Genomic DNA, 16,928 nt, shown 5'->3' on the forward strand with positions numbered 1-16,928 from the left:
GGAGCTTGATTGTCGATTCTTGCCACTTTCACCTGAATCCGGCTTACGTGGTTCACTGCGCCGGCTTTGTGACGTAAGCTTCGCTTGCGTGTTTGCGTCCCTCTGCATAGCTTGCAAGCCATTAGTTCAGTGGCAAACCGCCGCAAGATTCTTTATTGGATACGAGAACCCCCTCCCAAGGAGATTTGAAATGCAGATTGGTATGATTGGTCTCGGCCGCATGGGCAGCAACATGGTCCAGCGACTTATGAAGAATGGCCACAGTGCCGTTGTCTTCGACGCTCGCGCACAGAGCGTTGAGGAGCTCGCCAACCTCGGCGCCACAGGCAGCAGTTCGCTGGAAGACTTCGTTTCGAAGCTCGAAAAGCCGCGTGCCGTCTGGATGATGCTGCCGGCTGCGATCGTCGATGCCGAACTCACCAAGCTCGTCCCGCTCCTCGAAGAGGGCGACATCATCATCGACGGCGGCAATTCCTACTATCACGACGACATTCGTCGCGCCGCCATGCTGAAGCAGAAGGGCATCCATTACGTGGACGTCGGCACCAGCGGCGGCGTCTTCGGCCTGCAGCGCGGCTACTGCCTGATGATCGGCGGCGAAACGCCGACCGTCCAGCATCTGTCGCCGATCTTCGCAACCTTGGCGCCCGGTGTCGGCGACGTGAAGCCGTCTCCGCAGCGCACCGAAGTCGCAGCCGCCAAGAGCACTGCCGAACAGGGCTTCCTGCATTGCGGCCCGCATGGTGCCGGTCACTTCGTCAAGATGGTCCATAACGGCATCGAGTATGGCCTCATGGCCGCCTATGCCGAAGGCCTCAATATCCTCAAGCATGCCAATATCGGGATGCAGAAGGCGGAAATCGATGCCGAGACTGCGCCGCTCTCCAATCCGGAATTCTATCAGTACAATATCGATATCGCCGAGGTTTCCGAAGTCTGGCGCCGCGGCAGCGTCATCACCTCATGGCTCCTCGACCTGACTGCCGATGCGTTGCATGCCGATGCTGGCCTGACGCAATATGCGGGCCGCGTCTCGGACTCGGGCGAAGGTCGCTGGACGATCTCCGCCGCTATCGACGAAGGCGTTCCGACGCCGGTGCTCAGCGCCGCACTCTACGGCCGCTTCTCTTCGCGCGGCAATGACGATTTCGCCAACCAGATCCTGTCGGCCATGCGCGCCGGCTTTGGCGGCCATCACGAAAAGCCGGCTGCCAAGTAAGTCGGACAAACATTCCTCGGGCGGCCAATGGCCGCCCGATTTGATTCGTAAGAGTGACGAAGCAGGGGGCAGAAAAATCCGCGATGCTAAACCGGGAGCTCCGGGCGCAGCAACAGGACAGGGCAGGGCTCGCCGGCTGCAAGTTCCGCCGCATGCGGCGGGCGGATGATCAGGCAATCCGAGCGGGCAAAGATCTTCATCATCGACGAATCCTGCTTGCCGAAAGGCTCGGCCAGCCATTCTCCATCCGGTGACTTGGACAGCTTTGCTCGGACATAATCCTGCCGCTGGTCGTTGGCGGAAAGTTTCGTGGCTGAAAGCGCCACGCTTTCCCTCTTCAGCGGCGGTAAAGACGCCAGTTTGCGCAGCAGCGGCTCAAGGAAGAGCACGCCGCAGACGAGGCTCGAAACCGGGTTGCCCGGGAGCCCGATCACATGGACGCCATCGAGGCTTCCAATCATGAGCGGTTTGCCCGGACGCATGGCGATGCGCCAGAAATCGAGCGTCATGCCCACTGACTTTAACGTCGACTGGACGAGATCATGATCGCCGACTGAGGCGCCGCCGAGAGTGACTATGACGTCGGCGCCCGCCGACCGTGCCCGCTCGACGGCTGATGCAATCTCGGTGCGATCATCAGGAACGATGCCAAGGTCCAGCACTTCGGCGCCGGCCTCCCTGGCGAGCGCAGCTATGCCGAATGTGTTGGAGGCCACGATCTGGGCTTCCGCCGGCGGCGTGCCCGGAGGGACGAGCTCGTCGCCGGTCGCCAGAATCGCCACCAGTGGCCGTCGGTAGACGTCGAGCACCGGATGGTTCATGCCAGCCGCGACCGTCAGGCGCGAGAAGTCCATGACGGTTCCCTTGAAAAGCACGACCTCACCCTCGGCGAAATCCTGGCCACGTGGGCGAACATGCTGGCCGAGGCGGACTCCATAGGTCGTCCGGATATGGTCACCCTCCCGCTCGGCATCCTCCTGCAACAGAATGGTGTCGGCGCCTTCAGGGATCGGTGCGCCGGTGAATATCCGCACCGCCTCGTTTTTCCCGATCGAACCCTGAAATGCGTGGCCGGCAGCTGACGTGCCGATCACAGCCAAGGTCGATCCCGGCTCGGCGAGATCCTCGCAGCGCAGCGCGTAACCATCCATTGCCGAGGCGTTGAAAGGCGGCTGCGTCAGGCGCGCGGCCAGGTCTTTCGCCAGCACCCGACCAGTAGCCTTGTCCAGCGCGACGGCCTCGCTTTCCGAGACGGGAGTGGCCTTGTCGAGAAGGCGGCTCTGGGCTTCAGCGACTGGCAGCAGGCTCATATCTTACTCCTCGCGGCGGAAATCACCCGATTTGCCGCCTGACTTTTCCAGAAGGCGGATCCCACTAATCTCCATGGCCTTGTCGGCGGCTTTTGCCATGTCATAGATCGTGAGGCAGGCGACCGAGACAGCTGTCAACGCTTCCATTTCGACGCCTGTGCGTCCGGTCAGCTTAGCCGTCGCCGTCACCCGCAGGCCGGGGAGGGCATCATCCTCCGATATGTCGACCGACACTTTCGTCAGCATCAGGGGGTGGCAAAGGGGAATGAGATTGGCTGTCTGCTTGGCAGCCATGATGCCGGCGAGCCGGGCGGTCGCGATGACGTCGCCCTTCTTGGCGTTACCCTGACGGATCAGCTCGAGCGTCTCCGGATTCATCCGGACATGGCCTTCGGCGGTCGCAACGCGAGCGGTCTCGGCCTTCTCGCCGACATCGACCATATGGGCCTCGCCTGAAGCGGTTATATGCGTCAGCCCGGTCTTTTCGGCGGCCATCTTACTCGGCCGCCACGGCACCGGTTTCGCCGGTCAGCAGAGCGCGCGTCGCTGCCGTCACATCATCCTTGCGCATCAGGCTTTCGCCGACGAGGAAGCTGGTGATGCCGGATTTCTCGAGACGCTTGCAATCCTCATTGGTGAAGATGCCGCTCTCACCGACCAGAAGCCGGCCTTCCGGGACCATGGTTGCCAAGGCTTCGCTGACCGCGAGGCTCACTTCGAAGGTGCGTAGATTGCGGTTGTTGATACCGACGAGCGGAGAGGAGAGCTTGAGCGCCCGTTCCATCTCTTCGGCGTCATGCACCTCGACCAGAACATCCATACCGAGACCGAAAGCTTCGTCCTGCAGGCGCTCCGCATCGCCGTCGGACAGCGAAGCCATGATCAACAAGATGCAATCCGCGCCCCAGGCACGGGCCTCATGCACTTGATAGGTCTCGAACATGAAATCCTTGCGCAGTGCAGGCAGCGCGCAGGCGTTGCGTGCCGCGGTCAGGAATTCCGGCGCGCCCTGAAAGCTCGGCTTGTCCGTCAGCACGGAGAGGCAGGCAGCACCACCAGCCTCATAGGCGGCCGCCAGCGACGGCGGGTCGAAATCGGGACGGATGAGGCCCTTGGAGGGGCTCGCCTTCTTGATCTCAGCGATAAGACCGTATTTTCCGGCATCGTGCTTGGAGACCAACGCCTTGTGGAAGCCGCGGGGCGCAGTCTGGTCGGCCTGCATCGCCTTGAGATCGGCGAGCGCCACAGCGGACTTGGCGGCGGCGATTTCCTCGCGCTTATAGGCTTCGATCTTCTTGAGGATATCGGTCATCGCGTCCTCGTCCTTCTCAATCCTGTTCATTCGAGACGGCGATGAGCTTTTCCAGCGCAGCTGCCGTTGCACCGCTTTCCAGCGACTGCGTTGCGAGCTTCATGCCATCATGGATGGTTTCCGCCTTGCCGGCAATGACAAGCGAGGCTGCAGCATTGGCAAGGGAAATGTCGCGGTAAGCGTTCTTAGCACCGGACAGGACATCGCGCAGCGCTGCAGCGTTCACAATGCCGTCACCGCCTTTCAGCACATCAAGCTTGACGCGCGGAACACCGAAATCCTCGGGCGTCAGCTCGAACGTGCGGATCTTGCCGTCTTCGAGTGCGGCTACCTTGGTCGTGCCCGTGGTGGTGATTTCATCAAGGCCGTCGCCATGCACGACCCAGACGCTTTCGGCCTCGAGATCACGCAGCACCTCGGCAAGCGGAACCACCCATTGCGGCGCGTAGACGCCGAGCAATTGGCGGCGTGCGCCGGCCGGATTGGAGAGGGGACCGAGCAGGTTGAAAATCGTCCGCGTGCCGAGTTCGACGCGCGAGGGGCCGACATGCCGCATGGCCGAGTGATGCATCTGCGCAAACATGAAACCAATGCCGGCATCGCGGATGCAGCGGGCGATCATGTCAGGGCCGATATCGAGCTTGACGCCGAGCGCAGACAAACTGTCGGCGGCGCCGGACTTGGAGCTCAGCGCGCGGTTTCCATGCTTGGCGACGGGAACACCGGTGCCGGCAACGATCAGGGCTGCAAGCGTCGATATATTGTAGGTGCCGGTGCCGTCGCCGCCGGTTCCGACGATATCGATGGCATCGGTCGGCGCTTCGACGGCCAGCATCTTGGAACGCATGGTCGCGACGGCTCCGACGATCTCGTCGACGGTTTCGCCGCGAACCCGCAACGCCATGAGGAAGCCACCGATCTGCGACGGCGTTGCCTCGCCGGACATCAGGATTTCGAACGCCTGACGGGACTCGTCCCTCGTCAGTGCCTCGCCGCCGGCGACCTTGGCAAGAAGCGGCTTCAACTCAGCCATGGCTTTCGATCCTTCCCAAGCGTCCCTAGCGAACCATTGCCTGTTCGGCGAGCGTCTGATTGACGTTCACCGTATATTTTGTTTGCAGGGTGGTGACGATCTGATCGAGGATGTCATCGCCGGCCGCATTGGCGATCGCGGCAATCTGCTGGTCCTGATTGTTGAGCGCATCCGTTGCCGACGCTGTGTTGACGTCGGTAACCTTGAGAAGTATCTGCGTCGTCTCATCGCCGCCCACCGAATTCGCTACCGTATCGACAGCGCCGGAGAAGGCGGCCGTGACGCCACCATGGCCGAGGACCGGATCATCGGTGGTGCGGACGACATCCGCCTTCGATTCGACGGCGATGCCGAGCGGAGCCGCGATGTCGGCGAGCGACTTGCCCTTCTCAGCTTCCGTCTTCAATTCCGCGGCCTTGACGGCCAAGGCTGCTTTCTGCTGTTCCGCAGTCCAGTCAGCGACGGCCTTGTCGTGAACTTCCGACAGCGGGCGATCTCTGTCAGCGATGACGTCCTCGACATCGAACCAGATATAGCCGTCATTTCCAACGGTCAGCGGAATGGGCTGGGCGCCCTGATCGGTCTTGAAGGCTTCTGTGAGGAGCTGCTGCTTGGAGGGGATGTCCTTCACTTCATTGCCGCTCTTGTCGAGGCCGGTCGCATCCACGGCGTCGATCGTGACGGCCTTCAGATTGAGCTGCTTGGCGGCATCCTGCAGCGATGCACCCGAACTGCGAAGGTCTTCGAAACGGTCGTGGACATCGTTGATCTGGCTGGCGGCCTTGGAGAGCGCCACCTGCTTGCGGATATCTTCCTTCACGTCGTCGAAATTCTTGGCCGTCTCTTCCTTGACGTTGGTTACGCGCAGGATGACGGAACCGAAGGAGCCCTGGACGACAGGCGTCGTGCCGCCTTCCTTGGTGACGGCGAAGGCAGCGTCGGCGATGGCCTGGTCGGGAACCTTGTCCTTGGTGAAATCGCCGAGGAGCACATCGTTCTTGGTCTTGCCCTGATCGCTCACCAGCTGATCGAAGGTCGTGCCGGTCTTCAGCGCGGTCGCTGCTGCGTCGGCAAGATCCTTGTTGGCGAAAGTCAGCTGCTCGATCGTGCGGCTTGCCGGCGTCTTGAAGCTTTCCTTACGCTTCTCGAACTCGGCGCGGGCCTCGTCATCGGTGACGCTGGCCACATCGGCAAGATCGCTCGGCTCCAACGTCACATAGCCGATCTTGCGATATTCGGGGGCGCGGTAACGCTGCTTCACGCCTTCGAACCATTTTGCCAGCACGTCATCGGCAGGCGCCTTGATCGGATCGATATTGGCGTTGGTCAGGATGAGATAATCGATGCTACGGCGTTCGTCATGGAACTGCCGGATTGCATCGACGAGCACCTGGGGGGCGGAAAAGCCGTTGGAGACGGCGTCGACGATCTGGCCGCGAACGGCGACCTTGCTGCGTTCCTTGATATAGTCATCTTCTGTAATGCCGGCGTTCCGCAGTCGGCTGGAGAAGAGATCGCGGTCAAAGCGGCCATTGACGGCCCTGAAGGCCGGATCATCGCCGATCAGTTGCGCCAGGCGATCCTTGGAAAGGCCAAGATCCATCTCGCTGGAGAGCTGATCGAGCGTGGCGCCGGCGATGAGCTGCTGATAGGTCTGCTGCGCGGCACCAAAGGCCTTGGCCTGGTCAGGCGTCAGCTGCATGCCGAACTGCTGGCTCATGGCGCTGACCTGGCGGCGGTAGGCAAGCCGGAACTCGTTGGCATCGATATGCTGATCGCCGACCGTTATGACCGTCGTGCTCGAACCGCCGCTCACCAGCGAGCGGGTCACACCCCATATACCGAAGGACGCGACCAGCAGGAGCATCAGGCCTTTGGCAACCCAGGTCTGGGCGGCTCTTCTCAGCAATTCGAACATCAGAACGCAAACCTCGCATAAACCTTGACTTTGCCCACAGGCAAAGCATTTGGAGTTCCTTAGAACAATCCGAAACGGAATTGAAGAGCGTCGACCGAAATCACCCCCAAACCCGGAACCTTTGCCCAATGCGGGCGTTTTAAAGGGCACGAACAAGAGGAGTTCAATATGGCCGATACGAAAACTACCTCCGCACAAGCCACAGCGGCGCGCATTCAAGCCGAAGTCGCAAGCGACGATCTGTCAGCGCAGATTACTGCCCTGAGAGAGGATCTCGCCCGTCTTTCGGAGAGCGTCGTCGCGATCGGGCAGGGCGCTAAGTCGGTGGTGGCTGGAGAGGCTTCGCAGGTCACGGAACGCGTGCGCGAAAAGGTCCGTGAAGAGCCTCTGTTTGCATTGGCAGTCACGGCCGGCGTCGCCTATATGATCGGCTTGCTCAGCCGACGCTGAAAACAGGGCAGTTTCATTTTCAAAAGACCGGCGGAGTTCGCCGGTCTTTTTGCGTGGACTGATGACTTAGTGCTTGGTTCGCTGAAGGAAGCTCTTCAAACCCACCGAACGTGGGAAAGGCAGCTCGGTGGGTGGCGCCTGCAGCGCTTCCCAATCCTTAAGAGAGCCAAGGATAGTATCTGAGGATTGCTTCATCTGCCTTGCGATCGGCCCCGAGGCACGCGCCACCGGTTTGAGTGGGAAGCCCTTGGGATGTATTGCAGGCAAATTGAGATCCGGCGAAAGCGGCTTCAGGAGCTTGGCCAGCGCTTCCCTGGCCTTTTGCCTGTAGGTGGTCAATAAGGGATCGTCGGAATGAAGCTGTTCCAGCACCTTGAATGCCTTGATCGCGTCGGTCGTTCGGCCTGACGCCGCCAGGGCCGTGCCCTTCTTAAAATGCGATCGTATGTTATTGGGCCTTTGATCGACGATCCTGGAGAAGGTTGCTGCGGCCTCCGCAAATTTCTTTTGCGCCATCTGCGTGTCGCCAAGACGCACGAGCACCGGGATCGGGTCGGAGGCCTTTGCCAGAAGCGTACTATAGGCTGCCTCCGCTTCCGCCAGCTTGCCCTTGTCGAACAGGAGCTGCGCAAGCGAGAGCTCGGCACCGATATGATCCGGGTAGGCGGCAAGGACCTGCTCGAAGGCCGCTTCGGCATTCGTCCTGTCTCCCGATGCGTAAAGCCGGCTTCCCTCCTCGTAAACATGACCTATGCTGCGAACATTCAATCCTTCGCGAAGATTGCGACCGCTTCGGGTGCGCACCGTGATGCAGTGAAGGGTCTGCTCCTCGACGCCGAAAGCATATTTATACGGCTCGTTGCCACGGAGGAAATCGTAGCTGATAAAGCCTTCTTCGATCGCCCGGCGAATTGAGTAACCGTGGAGGACGAGACCCGGCGAGGGGGTTTTCCAGTCCTCATCGCGGCCGGCGATGTAAAAGAGGATCGACTTCTTCTGATGATCCAGAAAGTTGGCGAGTGCCCCCAGCGGCCTTTCGCCATGCCAGAGGATTGGAACCATCAAGTTTCCGCTTCGGAAGGCGTCCAGCAATATGGCACGTGACGTAGCGATGATCTTCTCTGTCCGATCACCCTTGAGGCTGCCCCATTTTGCACGCCAAAGCCGGAAGAGGATATCGACATCCCGGTCGATCGTGTCGGCGGTCGCGACTGTGATGCGGTAGCTGTCATCATTCTCGACCTGCCTTAGGAAGCGGCGAAGCTTCTGCCGCGTCGGGCTGCTCAGATTGCGTTCGAGATAGGCATCCCAACTGGTCGGTAATTTCGCGACCGGGCAGATAGTCTGGTCGATGCCGGCCTCATCAAGCCGCGAGACCTTGCGGAATGATACGTCGGGTCCGCCCAACTCTGCAAGCAGCGCATTGCGCCGCTCGATGGAGCCCGAGAAATTGTCGAGATGGAGGTTCGTCCAGTTCTGGCTTTTCAGGAACAGGGCAAAACCGCGGATCGCATGTGCCTCATAGCCCGGCTCGCTGATCAGGCCGGTATAATCGGCTGCATGATTGCCAGCCATGAAGATGTCGTCGGTAAAAATTCCGGTCTTCTGATCCTGAACCGTTCTCAGGCGCAGGGGAAAGAAGGCAACATAAGGAGATCCAGGTTGCTTCTCGCGCAGCGCCAGGATGAACCAGCGCTTCCGGTTCCTCACATATGCCTGCAACCATGTCCAGGAGAGAAAATATTGTGCTTGAGGGTCGCTTACATAAACCCGATCCCAATCCGCACGCGCCGCATCCAGATCAGCAATGCTTTCGATCACGTCAATTCGCATACGCCTACCGATCGCTTTGTTTACTTCGCTAAACAGCAAGCGCTCATATTAGCTGTATTTGAAATGCGTCAAATATTCCCTTCGTGTTATTTGCAGAGGTAAAATGGGATTAGCGATCTACATGGCATCCGTGTAGCGCGGGCTGGCGCGGATGAAGACCCAGAGCGCCTTGCTGATCTCGACGATCTCCTGGATGGACTTCTCCAGGCGGTCGATTTCCTTCCGGTCGAGCTGTTCGATCTTGCCGTAGCGGACTTCCTTTTCGTCCTCGACAAGGCGCATCAATTGCGTGCTGGAAATCTCACCGCTCTCGTCGAAAGAATAGATGCAGTGATTGTATTTGTTGCGCATTTTCGATTCCCGCTTCAGGCGGCCCATCAGCGCAAGAACGGCCTTGCTGTCATCCGATGGGGCCGACGGCAGTTTGGCCAGCCGCTCGACCAGATCGATACGCGCGCGCGTCGTATTCAATGTCAGGAAAACGATAATGGCAGCATCCTTCTCCACATTGAGAAGGTGCGCAATAATATAAATCAAAAGGCTCTCGGTATTGGTCCAGACATAGTTCAGTCGGCCGACAAGGAGCAGAACATCTGATATCGCAGGCATTGTACGACCCAATCGAAAATCACAGATTATGCATTCATCATAAAGCAAAATCCTATTTAAGCATGTCCTTCCTCTGGCCTTTTCTGGTCTCGATCAACGCTCGCGGAATGCTCGCGACATGCTGTCGACAACCGGCTTCGAAAGATATTCGAAGAATGTTCGCTCCGCCGACTGGATCATCACATCGGCCGGCATGCCGGGCACCGGCTTGAACCCGGGAATACGCTTGAGTTCTTCCGGCGCCACCTTGACCCGCACGATATAGACATCCCTCTGCGTGCTTCCCGAGGCATCCTCCACCGAGTCCGCCGAGACGTAGAAGACGTCTCCGTTCAGAACAGGCGTCGTGCGGCGGTTGAGCGCAGAGAGGCGGATCGTGGCTGTTTCGCCTTCATGGAGTTGATCGATCGAGGTCCGCAGCACTTGTGCCTCGATGATCAGCGGCACGTTGTTGGGCAAAATTTCCATGATCGGCTTGCCGGTCGTTATGACGCCGCCGGCAGTGTGGTAGTAGGCGCGCACGACGGTGCCGCTGACCGGAGAACGGATGACGGTTCGGTCGAGGACGCCCGTCGCCTCGCGCGCCTGCTCGCGGACGCTTTCGAGATCTGACTCGGCGGTCTCCAGCGCATCAAGGGCAGCCTGCTTATTGGCATTGATCGCGATGATCGCTTCCTGACGGTACTTCGCCACCTGCGATTCGCTTTCGTTGATCTCGGACTCGATGCGCGCCAGTTCGCCCATTGCGTCGGCGACGGCGCGCTGTACTGCCAACAGATCGGAGCGACGTACAACGCCAATCTCGGCCATCTTCTGTTTGGAATTCTGTTCATCCGTGAGAAGATTGAGCTGCGTGACGAAGGCTTTCTTTTGGCCGTCATAACCCTGATTGCGGAATGCCAGCGAGGTGATGTTCTTCTCGATCAGGTTCAGCTGTTCGTCGAGCTTGACCTGCTTGCTGCGGAAAATGACGAACTGGCTTTGAATGAGCGCGTTGACATCAGGATCGCTTGCCTCCTGCTGGACCACGTCGGGAATTTTGAAGTCCTTGGCGCCTTGAGCCTCGGCCTTGAGGCGGGCGACGACTGCCTCAAGCCTCAGACGCCGCATCTTGAGGGCGCGTTCGTTTGCAAGCGCTGCGGTGGGATCAAGCGTCAGCAGGATGTCGCCTTCGTGGACGACATCGCCTTCGTTCACCATAAGCTCCTTGATAATGCCGCCCTCGAGATGCTGGATAATCTTGTTGTTGCCGGTCGCGACGAAACTGCCCTGGGCAATGACGGCAGAGGCAAGGGGCGCCGTCGCCGCCCAGTAGCCGAAGCCGCCGAAGGAGGCGAGCAGGATGGCAAATCCGGTAAAGCTATGAAGGCGAATGGAGCGCGGCACTTCGCTGTACCACTCTACTTGAGCGGCCTCGTTCTTCCTGGCGGATTGGATTTCTGTCTTTTCCTTGCCTCTCCGAAACATGGTACTCACCCACCGATCCGCGGAGCCTGTTGCCCGCCGTTGATGCTGTCACTTGGCCTAGTGCTCATCGCCTTCAGCACCTCCATCCGTTCTCCGAACATCGCGACCGAACCGTCCTTCAGGACCAGGATCTTGTCGACACATTGCAGCAGCGCAGGACGCTGGGTGATGGTGACGGTCGTGATGCCCTGTTTCTTGGCGTGAAGAAGAGCTCGGGCGAGGGCGTTTTCGCCTGCCGTGTCGAGGTTCGAGTTGGGTTCGTCGAGAACAACGAATTTCGGATTGCCGAAGAAGGCGCGGGCAAGCGCAATGCGCTGCTTCTGTCCGCCGGACAACGGAGAGCCGTCGGCGGAAACCACCGTCTCATAGCCCTGGGAGAAACTCGCGATCAGTTCATGGACATCGGCAAGGACGGCCGCCTCATAGACGAGCTGGTCATCCACATCGTCGCGCATGCGGCAGATATTCGCCTTGATCGTGCCCGGGAAGAGCTGCACATCCTGGGGCAGGTAGCCGATACTCTCACCGAACTGACGCTGATCCCAGTTGCGCAGGTCCATGAGATCCAGGCGCACATTGCCCGAGGTTGGCAGGATCGAGCCGACCAGCATCTTGCCGAGCGTGGTCTTGCCCGAACCGGAATTGCCGATGACCGCAAGCGATTCCCCCTTGCTCAGCGAGAACGAAATACCGTTGAGGATGACCTTCTTCTGTGGCGGCGGCACGAAGAGAATGCGCTCGACATCCAGACGCCCCTCCGGATTGGGCAGACGCAGGCGGGGGAAATTCAGCGGCGAATTTAGGAGAAGCTGCTTGATGCGGCCATAGGCGGCGCGGGAATGGTTGAACTGGTTCCAGCCTTCGATCGCGCCTTCGATCGGTGCCAGCGCGCGACCCGACACGATGGACGCCGCAATCACCATGCCGCCGGTCAAGTCACCTGCAAGCGACAGATGCGCGCCCCAGCCGAGCAGCGTTACCTGCGTGACCAGTCGGCAGGCCTTGGTCAGGCCGGAGAAGACGATATTCCGATCCTGCGCCGCCACCTGCGCCTTCAGTGAACCCGATGTTTCGCGCCCCCACATCTTCACCGCTTCCGGGATCATCGCAAGCGCATTGATGATCTGGGAATTGCGGGCCATGGAATCGAGATGGAAATTGGCGCGGCCAAGGAACGAATTTGCCTCGGCAAATTGCTGGGCCGTCATCTTCTGATTGAGATAGGCGATGACAAACATGATGGCGCAGCAGGTCAGCACGATGACGCCGAGCGATGGATGCACCATAAACACGACGACGATGAAGAGCGGCATCAGCGGCGCGTCCAGAAAGGCAATCAGGGTGCCCGACGTAATGAAACCGCGCAATTGCTGCAGGTCGGACAGAGTTTGATAGTCACGTCCTGTTCCATGTAGCGACGCGCGGGCGGCCGCGCTGAGGATGGGAGCGCCAAGCTGCACTTCGAGCTCAACCGCCGTCCTCATCAGGATGAAGCGCCTGACCGCATCCAGCACGACCTGGAGGATCACGGCTCCGAGCACGGCGATGGTCAGCATCACCAGCGTATCGATGGAGCGGCTGGTCAATACGCGGTCCGATATCTGGAACAGATAGATCGGAATTGCCAGGACGAGGACATTGATGGCGAGCGTGAAAGCCATGACGATCAGCATGTTGCGTCTGATGACGATCATGCCGGTCCGCAAGCTGGCCGCAAAATTCAGCGGCTGGCTGCTTCGCTTGTGGAAGACGTTGCCGCCTCCACCTCCACCGCCGCCATTGCCCTTACCGTCGTCGTCCCCATTATTGCCGCCACCGCCGCTGCGGACGCGCCGTTCACCGTCCTTGATCGGTCCCGGCTCACTATCGATTGTGCGAGGCAGCGGGCCCGGATGCGCCTTCATCTCGACTTCCGGCTTCACTTCGGGCGGCTTCACTTCGGTCACGGGCGAGACATCGCGCATGACGGTCTGAACCGCAGGAGCGGGCTCAATCGCAGACGCGGTCGCTGCTTGAGCCTCGGGCGGCAGTATGGTCTGCTTTGGGGTCGCAACCTCGATCTGAGGAGGCGCAATGCGCTCCTTGGATGCGGCTTCATCAACACCTTCCGTAACGGCTTGCGGTAACGGAAGCTTCTTTGCTGCCTTTGACGGCGCCTCTATTGAAAGATCGCCCAGCTGACGCGGCTCGAAGGCCTTCGGCTTTGGCAGATCCAACTGCACCTGCTTGCGCGCCGGGGATGACGGAGGTTCGTTGCGAAGCGGAAAAAAGCTGGCCCGCGTTGAGGTTAAAACAGAAGGTTCATCGTCTGCAGCCTTTGCCTCCCGCCGAGATTCCACCGGTACAAGCTTCTGGAGGCTCTCGATGACATTATCAATCGCAGTCACGACCGGGGCAGCGTTGGTGTCTGACTGTTCGATCGCCGGTGCGACAGAACTGCGCAGTCGCACGGTCTGGCTCTCGGCAATTCCCAATTTGGAAATCTGGTTCATCGAAATGCAACTCCCACTTATTCTTGCCAGTTTCTTGCCGATTAGGTGAGAACCGAATGCATCGGATCACCAACGCTTCCGTTGTGCCACGACAGGTCGTGACCGAAGTCGGTTGTTCCGTCCTGGCCTGTCTGCTGGTCGTTGTTGTCGTCCAGGAATGCGATCGCCTCGTTCGCCAATTGCGACACGGGCTGGTTGGGGGCGGGGCCATCGTGATCGACGAGGCCGCCCTGGATGAGAATCGCATCCGAATATGTGTGGCCGGCTACGTAGGTGGTGTGGCCAAAGCTGTCGTAGTCGATGATGCTGGCGATGTTGACGACCGCATTGCTGCCGGTATCGATCTTGACCGTCGCGTCGTGATTGTCGTGCAAGGTTTCGTTGGCGATCTTGGTCACGGAATCGCCGTCGCCGACGACATTCACCTGCTTGATGACATTGACGTCGTAAAAATTGCCGGTGATGTAAAGGACGTTCAGCCCCGCATAGCCGGCGAAGGTCGGGTCGTGCGCAAGCCCTTCCGGCATGGAAGCATCGCGATCCTGGATGTTCTTGACGACATCGTTCATGTAATCCGGCATGGCCTCGAAGCGATCGGTTCCGCCGATGTTCTGGATAGCTGCCTGGTTCCAAAGCAGATTGCCGCCCGTCTGCACCTCGGCACCCCTGGTGCCGTCCAGCTTCACCGTATCGCTGTCGTAGAGCACCGAAATCTGAGTGATCGAGTTCATGTCGAGGACGTGGCCGCCGATAATCACGAGATCGTACTGCATTCCGATGCCGAGATAGGATGCAAGGTCGGCGACGCCGTTATTGCCGGTCAGCACAGTGGTGTCGACGCCGCTGGTCGTGACCGTGAGGGAGTCGTTATCGGACAGGAAATTGTATTGCTCCGTCCAATGGACGAAGGAGACGTCGCCGTCCACGACGCTGACATGCCAGGCAGTCGGAAACACCGGGTCGCTGCCATCGCCGCCTGCGTGGCCGGTCGGATCGTTTGCGAACTGGCTATGCTCGAAAACCGCAATGTTCTTGCCGATTGTCTGGGCGCTGGCTGGCGACGATGCATCATTGTCCAGCAGGCCCTCGACCTTGTCGTGGTCGGCATAGGTGTAGATCTGGGAAATCGCATCGACGGAATGATAGTCGCCCATGACGGCCATAACAGGCGCAATGATGCCCGTGTCCACGACTGTCGCGATATTGACGACCTCGTTCCCGCCCGTCTCGATCGTCAGGGAATTTCCGGAAGGATTGTCGCTATGGACCGGCGTGTCGCTGCCGGTGGGCTCCCCGGAGGGCGTCAGCAGCGGCTGAGGCATATAATCGTTCAGATCGGGGAGATCGTTCGCATCGGCGCCATTGACGTGAATCCCGTCAAGCACCTGGGCCGCCTGGATGACGTAGCCGCTGCCATCCGGCTCATGAATGCTCGTTCCGCCGTTCTGCTCGACGGTCTGCGCGAAGTCGTGCATGTCGTCGCCGATCTTCGTAAGCGCATCCGGGCTATCGGTGCGCTCGATCGAACTGAAGGGCGACATGGCATCCGCCCTGGCGTTCATCTCGGCAAGCTGGTCGAGGATGTAGGAAAGATCCTGAACGGCATGGTGGCCGTTCGTCATGTCGAGAATGTCATCGTCACGAACGACGTTGACCTGCATCACATGGGCTATTTCGGATCCTTGACCGTGGTCGACATGAAGCTTTTGCTCTGCGCCAAAAGTCGTGGTCGCAATATAGAGGTCGGCCGGGTCCCGGATCGGCGCAAGCTCCTCCTGGGCCAGAGCGGTGAGGTTCTTCAGCGTCGCGTGGAAAGTCTCGTCATAAAGTCTCGCCTGCAGATGATCGTATTCATAGGCGTTGGAGACGTATTTCACGTTGGGACTGAAATCGATCAAAGTCAGGTCGGAGGAGAATTGATCCTGGGGCAGGGGCTGATCCGGCGTCTCGGAATTGGCGTCCTGTACGATCTGTCCGTCGAGCGCATGCTGCCGCAGCTCAATTGCATCCGTATGCGTTTCGAACATACCGATGAAATGCGCGATGATTTCCGACAATTTTTCAGCATGCATGACTGAGCTCCCCTACAGTCGTCTGCATCTGGCTTCTGCGCACTTTGGTTGAAACTGCCGACAATGTCCCGTAGCCGGCATATCTCTGCTCAAGCCGCCAATATGCACCGGCCTTGAATGGCCGGTGCACGTGTGCAGATAGCTTGTGCAGTAATATCAGCCGTTGTGCGTATCGTGCTGGTCGTTGCCGCCGGTGATGGCGATATCGGCCGCATTGCTGACCATGTTCGCGCCCTGGACCAGCTCCTGATGGAAACCGGAATTGGCGAGAATGGCGGAAGCATCGGATACGTTGCTGCCCGTGAGATCGTGACCGACACCTGCGGTATGCGGATCCCAGCTCAACTTGCTGTCGATATCTACGCCGTCCGCGCCGTGGGCGTTGCCGCCGGTCGCATTCAGGTAGTTGTCGGCGCCGGAGTTGTTCATCTTCAGATCATAGGCTGTATCCTGATCTGCAAGATTGTTGGCCTGGACAAGGCTGAAGCCCGTGTCGTTGCCATCTCCGCCGAGAGCGTTGTTGAGGATGTTGTCGACGTTGAAGTGGAACGAGAAGTCGTCGCCGATATCGTAGGTCACGTCATGGCCGGCAACGCCGAGGTTGCCGAAGTTGGCGACATCCTTGAGGCTGCCGAAATCGTCGTCGCTGTTCGTGGAGTTGTGTGAATCGGACGTAGTCTTGGTGTTATAACTATCGTCCATTTCGTTCTTGTTGATATTTCTGATATCGGTCTCAGTATTGCTGAACGACTTGTTCGACGTCCAGTCGTAGTCGTTATGGCTGTTCAGGTCGTTGTTGCTGTTGGACGTGGATGTATTTCCGTTGTCCTTGATATCGACGTCAGTATCGGTGTGCGTCGCGTTGATCACCTTGCTGGTATAATCCCAATCGTAATCGTTGTTGCGATTGTTGCCACTGTGATCGTCGGTGCTGTTGTTACTATCGGTTTTGTCGTCATCAGAAATAATGTTGGTGTTGGTGGTGTTGGTCTGGTTTGCCACACCGGCGACGGCAACCGAACCGTCATCCGCATGCGTACCGTTGACGGCGCTTGTCGCAAGCCCATCAGCCAACGCTCCGACGCGCAAGTCGTCTTCGGCGCTTACGTTCGCAATATCCAAGTCAGGCATGAGATCATTTCCTCCGAAGGAAGGAGGCCGTCTCGAAATCCCTCTCATCTAAACGGGATATACTCGCGGCGGCCCCAACTCT

Annotated in this window: 13 protein-coding genes; 2 read left to right on the forward strand and 11 right to left on the reverse strand. The window is 59.2% G+C overall.

Annotated features, from left to right (window positions below):
- Window positions 1-190 precede the first annotated feature (190 nt).
- On the forward strand, window positions 191-1,219 hold the full coding sequence (gene gnd, locus EV561_RS23250; RefSeq protein ID WP_132524888.1) for a phosphogluconate dehydrogenase (NAD(+)-dependent, decarboxylating): 1,029 nt from the start codon (window positions 191-193) through the stop codon (window positions 1,217-1,219).
- An 86-nt stretch (window positions 1,220-1,305) separates the two neighbouring features.
- On the opposite strand, the gene glp is transcribed toward gnd, so the two are convergent.
- The 5 genes from glp to EV561_RS23275 are packed head-to-tail and all read right to left on the reverse strand — an operon-like array spanning window position 1,306 to window position 6,792.
- Window positions 1,306-2,529, reverse strand: coding sequence for a gephyrin-like molybdotransferase Glp (gene glp / locus EV561_RS23255; RefSeq protein ID WP_132524890.1), 1,224 nt, complete (start codon window positions 2,527-2,529; stop codon window positions 1,306-1,308).
- Between the two features lie 3 nt (window positions 2,530-2,532).
- Window positions 2,533-3,024: a cyclic pyranopterin monophosphate synthase MoaC gene (gene moaC / locus EV561_RS23260; protein WP_132524892.1), complete on the reverse strand. Its 492-nt coding sequence runs from the start codon at window positions 3,022-3,024 to the stop codon at window positions 2,533-2,535.
- Between the two features lies 1 nt (window position 3,025).
- Complete coding sequence (gene trpC, locus EV561_RS23265; protein WP_132524893.1) at window positions 3,026-3,841, reverse strand: indole-3-glycerol phosphate synthase TrpC; 816 nt, start codon at window positions 3,839-3,841, stop codon at window positions 3,026-3,028.
- A 16-nt stretch (window positions 3,842-3,857) separates the two neighbouring features.
- Window positions 3,858-4,874, reverse strand: coding sequence for an anthranilate phosphoribosyltransferase (gene trpD / locus EV561_RS23270; protein WP_132524895.1), 1,017 nt, complete (start codon window positions 4,872-4,874; stop codon window positions 3,858-3,860).
- Between the two features lie 25 nt (window positions 4,875-4,899).
- The gene (locus tag EV561_RS23275) at window positions 4,900-6,792 is read right to left on the reverse strand and encodes a peptidylprolyl isomerase (protein ID WP_132524897.1); all 1,893 of its coding nucleotides are present in this window, start codon (window positions 6,790-6,792) and stop codon (window positions 4,900-4,902) included.
- A gap of 168 nt (window positions 6,793-6,960) precedes the next feature.
- Between EV561_RS23275 and EV561_RS23280 the strand changes: the two genes are divergently transcribed.
- Window positions 6,961-7,242 (forward strand): hypothetical protein, encoded by a 282-nt coding sequence (locus EV561_RS23280; RefSeq protein WP_132524899.1) that lies wholly within the window; start codon window positions 6,961-6,963, stop codon window positions 7,240-7,242.
- 66 nt (window positions 7,243-7,308) lie between these two features.
- Here EV561_RS23280 and EV561_RS23285 read toward each other — a convergent pair whose 3' ends face one another.
- From EV561_RS23285 to EV561_RS23310, 6 genes are all read right to left on the reverse strand, one after another.
- Window positions 7,309-9,063, reverse strand: coding sequence for a GNAT family N-acetyltransferase (locus EV561_RS23285; RefSeq protein ID WP_165927888.1), 1,755 nt, complete (start codon window positions 9,061-9,063; stop codon window positions 7,309-7,311).
- Between the two features lie 129 nt (window positions 9,064-9,192).
- Complete coding sequence (locus EV561_RS23290) at window positions 9,193-9,684, reverse strand: hypothetical protein (RefSeq protein WP_132524903.1); 492 nt, start codon at window positions 9,682-9,684, stop codon at window positions 9,193-9,195.
- Between the two features lie 93 nt (window positions 9,685-9,777).
- Window positions 9,778-11,151 carry an HlyD family type I secretion periplasmic adaptor subunit gene (locus tag EV561_RS23295; protein ID WP_132524996.1) on the reverse strand — a complete coding sequence of 458 codons (1,374 nt, stop codon included), beginning with the start codon at window positions 11,149-11,151 and terminating at the stop codon, window positions 9,778-9,780.
- Window positions 11,152-11,156: 5 nt separating this feature from the next.
- Window positions 11,157-13,643 (reverse strand): type I secretion system permease/ATPase, encoded by a 2,487-nt coding sequence (locus tag EV561_RS23300; protein WP_245512856.1) that lies wholly within the window; start codon window positions 13,641-13,643, stop codon window positions 11,157-11,159.
- 41 nt (window positions 13,644-13,684) lie between these two features.
- On the reverse strand, window positions 13,685-15,715 hold the full coding sequence (locus EV561_RS23305; protein ID WP_132524905.1) for a hypothetical protein: 2,031 nt from the start codon (window positions 15,713-15,715) through the stop codon (window positions 13,685-13,687).
- A 156-nt stretch (window positions 15,716-15,871) separates the two neighbouring features.
- Complete coding sequence (locus tag EV561_RS23310; protein WP_132524907.1) at window positions 15,872-16,846, reverse strand: fibrinogen-binding protein; 975 nt, start codon at window positions 16,844-16,846, stop codon at window positions 15,872-15,874.
- Between the last annotated feature and the right edge of the window lie 82 nt (window positions 16,847-16,928).

The organism is Rhizobium sp. BK376, from assembly GCF_004341625.1.
GTDB lineage: Bacteria > Pseudomonadota > Alphaproteobacteria > Rhizobiales > Rhizobiaceae > Rhizobium.